Here is a 4,711-nt window from a genome sequence, read left to right on the forward strand (position 1 = left end):
AAGGATTCGCCGTGGTCCTTGGCGGAGATGATCTTCATGCCGAGCTTCCTGTCGTCGTTCATCTTGCGGATGAGGCGCTCGGAGGTGGTGCCGGCGGTGGTGACCACGTTCTTGCCGGCAAGGTCGGGGAAGTCCTGGACGCCGGAATCCTTCTTCGTCATCAGGCGGGTGCCGATGATGAAGAGGGTGTTCGAGAAGGCGACCTGCTGGGCGCGCTCCTTGTTGTGGGTGGTGGAGCCGCACTCGATGTCGACGGTGCCGTTCTGCACCAGCGGGATGCGGTTCTGGGAGGTGACCGGGGTGAGCTTGACGGCGAGGCTGGGCAGCTTGAGCTCGGCCTTCACTGCATCGACCACCTTCAGCATCAGCTCATGGCTGTAGCCGACCACCTGCTGCTTGTCGTCGTAGTAGGAGAAGGGGATGGAGGATTCCCGGTGGCCGAGGGCGATGCTGCCGCTGGCCTTGATCTTCTGCAGGGTCGGGGATTCCTGGGCCAGGGCCGGCTGGGCGAGCCCGGCGGCGATCAGGCAGGTGGCGGCGAGTTTGAGGGCGGTGCGCATGGAGTGTCTCCCGGATTGGCGTGGGTGGCGACGTCGTGGCGTCGTGTCCCCTGGCCATTGCACGGGGCGTGCCAGCCCCGTGGCGGGCGGTTTCGTTCTGCAAGTGATTGAATTGATTGGCTCCGGTGTCCTGGCCGAGGAGGCCGGCGTTCGGATTTCCGGATGGCGGGCCGGCTGCGTGGTCGGATTGCCGACCGCCATGCCCCGCCCGGGCCGGTGGAGGGGCTGGCGGGGAGGCCGCCGCGGGCTGGTAAAATGATGGATTGCATCCGCCCAAGGGATAGACCGCCATGCCCAGCCTGACCCTCACCCGCCCCGACGACTGGCACCTCCACGTGCGCGACGGCGCCGCCCTGGCCGCCGTGGTGCCCGACACCGCCCGCCGCTTCGGCCGCGCGATCATCATGCCCAACCTGCGCCCGCCGGTGACTACCGTCGAGCAGGCCGCCGCCTACCGCCAGCGCATCCTTGCCGCGGTGCCCGCCGGCCTCAAGTTCGACCCGCTGATGACGTTGTACCTCACCGACACCCTCAAGCCGGAAGAGATCGACAAGGCCGCCGACAGTGGCTTCGTGGTCGCTGCCAAGCTCTACCCGGCCGGCGCCACCACCAACTCGGACGCGGGTGTCACCGATATCGCCCGCATCGACGCCGTCCTCGAACGGATGGCCGAACGGGGGGTCGTACTGTGTGTACATGGCGAGGTGACTCATGGTGACGTGGATATCTTTGATCGCGAGCGTGTCTTTATCGATCGCGTGCTGGCGCCGCTGGCAGCGCGCCACCCGGCCCTGCGCATCGTCTTCGAGCACATCACCACGGCCCAGGCGGCGCAGTTCGTGAGCGAGGCCGGGCCCAACGTGGGCGCAACCATCACCGCCCACCACCTGCTCTACAACCGCAACGCGATCTTCACCGGCGGCATCCGCCCGCATTACTACTGCCTGCCGGTGCTGAAGCGTGAAACCCACCGGGAGGCGCTGGTCAAGGTGGCCACTTCGGGCAGCAACAAGTTCTTCCTCGGCACCGACTCGGCGCCCCACGCCCAGAGCACGAAGGAGGCTGCCTGTGGCTGCGCCGGCTGCTACACCGCCCACGCCGGCATCGAGCTCTACGCCGAGGCCTTCGAGCAGGCCGGCGCCCTCGACAGGCTCGAGGCCTTCGCCAGCTTCAACGGCCCCGACTTTTATCGCCTGCCGCGCAACACCGACACCATCACCCTGGTGAAGGAAGACTGGAGCGTGCCGGCGGCCGTCGATTACCTGCCGGGTGATCCGCTGGTGCCCTTGCGCGGTGGCGAGACCATCGGCTGGAAGCTGGCCTGAACCGCAACGAAGAAGCCGCCATGCCTGCCCGCCTCAAGCGCCTCCTGATCCTGGCCGTCGTGCCCCTGCTTGCCGCCTGCGAGTACGAAGGCGCGGCCTACCTGATCGAAGGCAAGGACCACTCCATCTCCCTGGTGCGGGAGCAGCGCTGGTTCTGGAGCAGCGAGGTTGAGCAGGCCGTCGTGGTGTCGCGCATGCCCACCTGCATGCGCCGCCACGAGATCCGGCCGGGCACCACCGGCAGCGTCAAGATGGAAGTCTTCGAGGCCGGCGACTACCTGTGGGCCCTCAAGCAGGGCAAGAGCTGGTATCTCGCCGGCACCGAGAAATGCGAGTTCCAGCGCTGGAAGGACGCCCCCGCCGAGCCCCCCGGCAAGCTGGTCGGCACCTTCACCCGCAGGAACGACAAGCTCGAATTCATCCCCGCCGACAAAGCCCAGCCCACCGCGCCGGCGGAATGAGCGCCCCCGCCAGCCTGGCCGGGCGCCCCCTCTACGAACCCATCGCGCCGCTGCTGGCGCGTTTCGCGGGTGGCCTGCCGGACGCCGCGGCGCTCTGCGCGCTGCTGCGCGAGGTCGTCCCCGGCGCGGCGAGCGGCAGCGGGCGGCCGATCCGCTTCGTGCCGCCCCCCGCCGACGCGCCGGCCTACGAGCAGCACATCGACGCCACCGGCGAGGTGCCCACCCGGCCGGACGACTGGCACGACTTCTTCAACGCGCTGGCCTGGTGCGTGTGGCCGCGCAGCAAGGCCGCCTGCAACGCGCTGCACCTGGCCGAGCAGAGTGCCCGCGAGGCGGCGGGGCTGGCCGGACGCGGTCCGCGCCGCGACGCCCTGACCCAGTTCGACGAATGCGGCATCCTCGTCGTCTCCGCCGATCCGGAAGTCTCCGCGCTGCTGGCCGCCCACGCCTGGGAGGTGGCCTTCTGGCAGCGGCGCGACCGGCTCCTCGCCACAACGCGTTTCCTCGTCTTCGGCCATGGCAGCTGGGACCAGCTGCGGGCGCCCTTCTTCGGCCTGTGCGCCAAGGCGATCCACCGGGTCGTCGACCCCGCATGGCTGGCGCTGTCGCCGGCCGACCGGCAGGCCGAGGCCGACGCCTGGCTCGCCGCCCATCTCGCCGACCCGGCGCAGCCCTTCGGCAAGGCCAGCCTCGCGCCGCTGCCGCTCCTCGGCATCCCCGGCGTCACGCCGGCCAGCGAGCACGCCGACTACTACCGCGACACCCGCCAGTTCCGCCCTCGTCGCAACCCGCCGGTTGTCGCCTGAGCGCCCCCAGGGCAGGGGCCTGCCCAGTCCGCCCCCCGGTGGGGAAAAGGAAACTCGGGGCGGCCCCGCATTTCCTTGAGCGCCGGCCGGTACCGCGCCGCTATGACGCTGGCTGAGCAATATGCGCTTGACCCGGCCTGCCACTGTCCGAATACTCCTGCGTTTTCGGGGCGCCGGCATCTGCGGGCGCCTCTGCGACCTCCGGTGAAGACGTCATGAGCCCTCTCTCCCGCCTGCGCAGCTACCTCGAACTCGACGTGACGCCCGATCTCGACGGGGAGGCCGCCGCGCGGCGCAGCAACCGGCGCCGGCTGCGGGTGTTCACGCTGGCCTTCCTGCTGGTGCTGGTCCCCGGGCTGCTGTGGAACTTCCTGCGCCCGGCCGAGTACATGGCCAGCGCGCGGATCCAGATCACCCCCGGCGGCGCCTTGCCCCAGCAGCCGCCCCAGCCGGGCAGCGCGCCGGAGGGCGCCGGCTCGGGCTGGGCCGAGACGGAGCTGCTCACCCAGGTCCAGAAGCTCACCAGCCGGCCGCTGCTCGAGAAGGTCGCCGAGGCCCTGCGCGCCCAGGGCCACCCGCTGCCCGACGGCGACACGGCGCTGCAACTGCAGCAGATGATCCGCGCGGTGCCGGTGAGCGGCACCGAGGTCGTCGAGCTGCAGGCCACCGGCACCCGCCCCGAGCAGCTCGCCGCCGCCCTCAACGGCCTCGTCGAGGCCAGCCGCGGTGAGATGAAGACCTCCTACGACGCCGCCGCCTCCGGGAGCCTGGCCCAGGCCCGCAGCGAAGCCGAGCGCCTCGGCCGCGCCGTGCGCGAGCGGCGGGCCCAGCTCGAGGCCTTTCGCGGCCAGAACGAGCTGCTGTCCCCCGAGCGTGAGGAGAACGAAGCCGTCGCCCGCCTGAAGGGGCTGACCGCCTCCCTCAACACCGCCACCGAGAAGGCCGCGGTGGCGGACGCCCGCCTGCGGGCCCTGCGCGAGAGTGCCGCAGATGGTCGTGGCAGCCTGTCCCTCAAGGACGACCCGGCGCTGGCCGGCCTGGTGCAGCAGGGCCTCCAGCTGCGCGACCAGATCCGCGAGATGGAGCGGGTGTATACCCCCGCCTTCATGGAGATGGACCCGCGCGCCCGGGCGCTGCGGGCCCGTCTCGCCGAAACCGAGAAGCAGATCGAGGCCCAGCGCGTCACCGGGCTGCAGAACGCCCAGGCCGCGGCCCGCGAGGAGCTCTCCCAGGCCCGCGCCACCGTCGAGCAGCTGCAGGCCCAGATCGCCGCCCAGAAGTCCGGCCTGCAGAAGTTTTCCAGCCGCTTCACCCAGGCCAAGTCCCAGGAGGAAGACCTCGCCCAGCTCGAAAAGGCCAGCCGCCAGGCCCTGGAGCGCGCCGCCCGCCTTGAGGCCAGCGAGCGCAGCCGCGAGCCGGTGTTCACCCTGCTCGAATCCGCCCATGTTCCCCGCGCGCCGTTCCGGCCCGACTACACCGTCGACGGAGCGATCGTCGTCGGCGCCGCCTTCGCGCTGGGCCTGCTGGCGATGTGGTTCGTCGAACTCTTCCACCGCCCG

The 4,711-nt window shown here is 70.8% G+C and carries 5 protein-coding genes; 4 read left to right on the top strand and 1 reads right to left on the bottom strand.

Features of this window, described 5'->3' with window-relative positions; all coding sequences use genetic code 11:
• Positions 1-560 (bottom strand): transporter substrate-binding domain-containing protein (locus ACE3OU_RS18590; RefSeq protein ID WP_374243047.1); only part of this gene is annotated, 560 nt, incomplete at its 3' end.
• A gap of 290 nt (positions 561-850) precedes the next feature.
• On the opposite strand from ACE3OU_RS18590, the gene pyrC reads away from it, so the two are divergent.
• The 4 genes from pyrC to ACE3OU_RS18610 form a co-directional block, all read left to right on the top strand.
• Positions 851-1,885 carry a dihydroorotase gene (pyrC, locus tag ACE3OU_RS18595; protein ID WP_374243048.1) on the top strand — a complete coding sequence of 345 codons (1,035 nt, stop codon included), beginning with the start codon at positions 851-853 and terminating at the stop codon, positions 1,883-1,885.
• Between the two features lie 20 nt (positions 1,886-1,905).
• Complete coding sequence (locus ACE3OU_RS18600) at positions 1,906-2,346, top strand: hypothetical protein (protein WP_374243049.1); 441 nt, start codon at positions 1,906-1,908, stop codon at positions 2,344-2,346.
• Complete coding sequence (locus tag ACE3OU_RS18605; protein WP_374243050.1) at positions 2,343-3,152, top strand: DUF3025 domain-containing protein; 810 nt, start codon at positions 2,343-2,345, stop codon at positions 3,150-3,152. The genes ACE3OU_RS18600 and ACE3OU_RS18605 overlap by 4 nt, the downstream gene beginning before the upstream one ends.
• 215 nt (positions 3,153-3,367) lie before the next feature.
• The coding region (locus ACE3OU_RS18610) for a GumC family protein (protein WP_374243051.1) at positions 3,368-4,711 on the top strand (1,344 nt) is incomplete at its 3' end.

Source organism: Zoogloea sp. (assembly GCF_041908905.1).
GTDB lineage: Bacteria > Pseudomonadota > Gammaproteobacteria > Burkholderiales > Rhodocyclaceae > Zoogloea.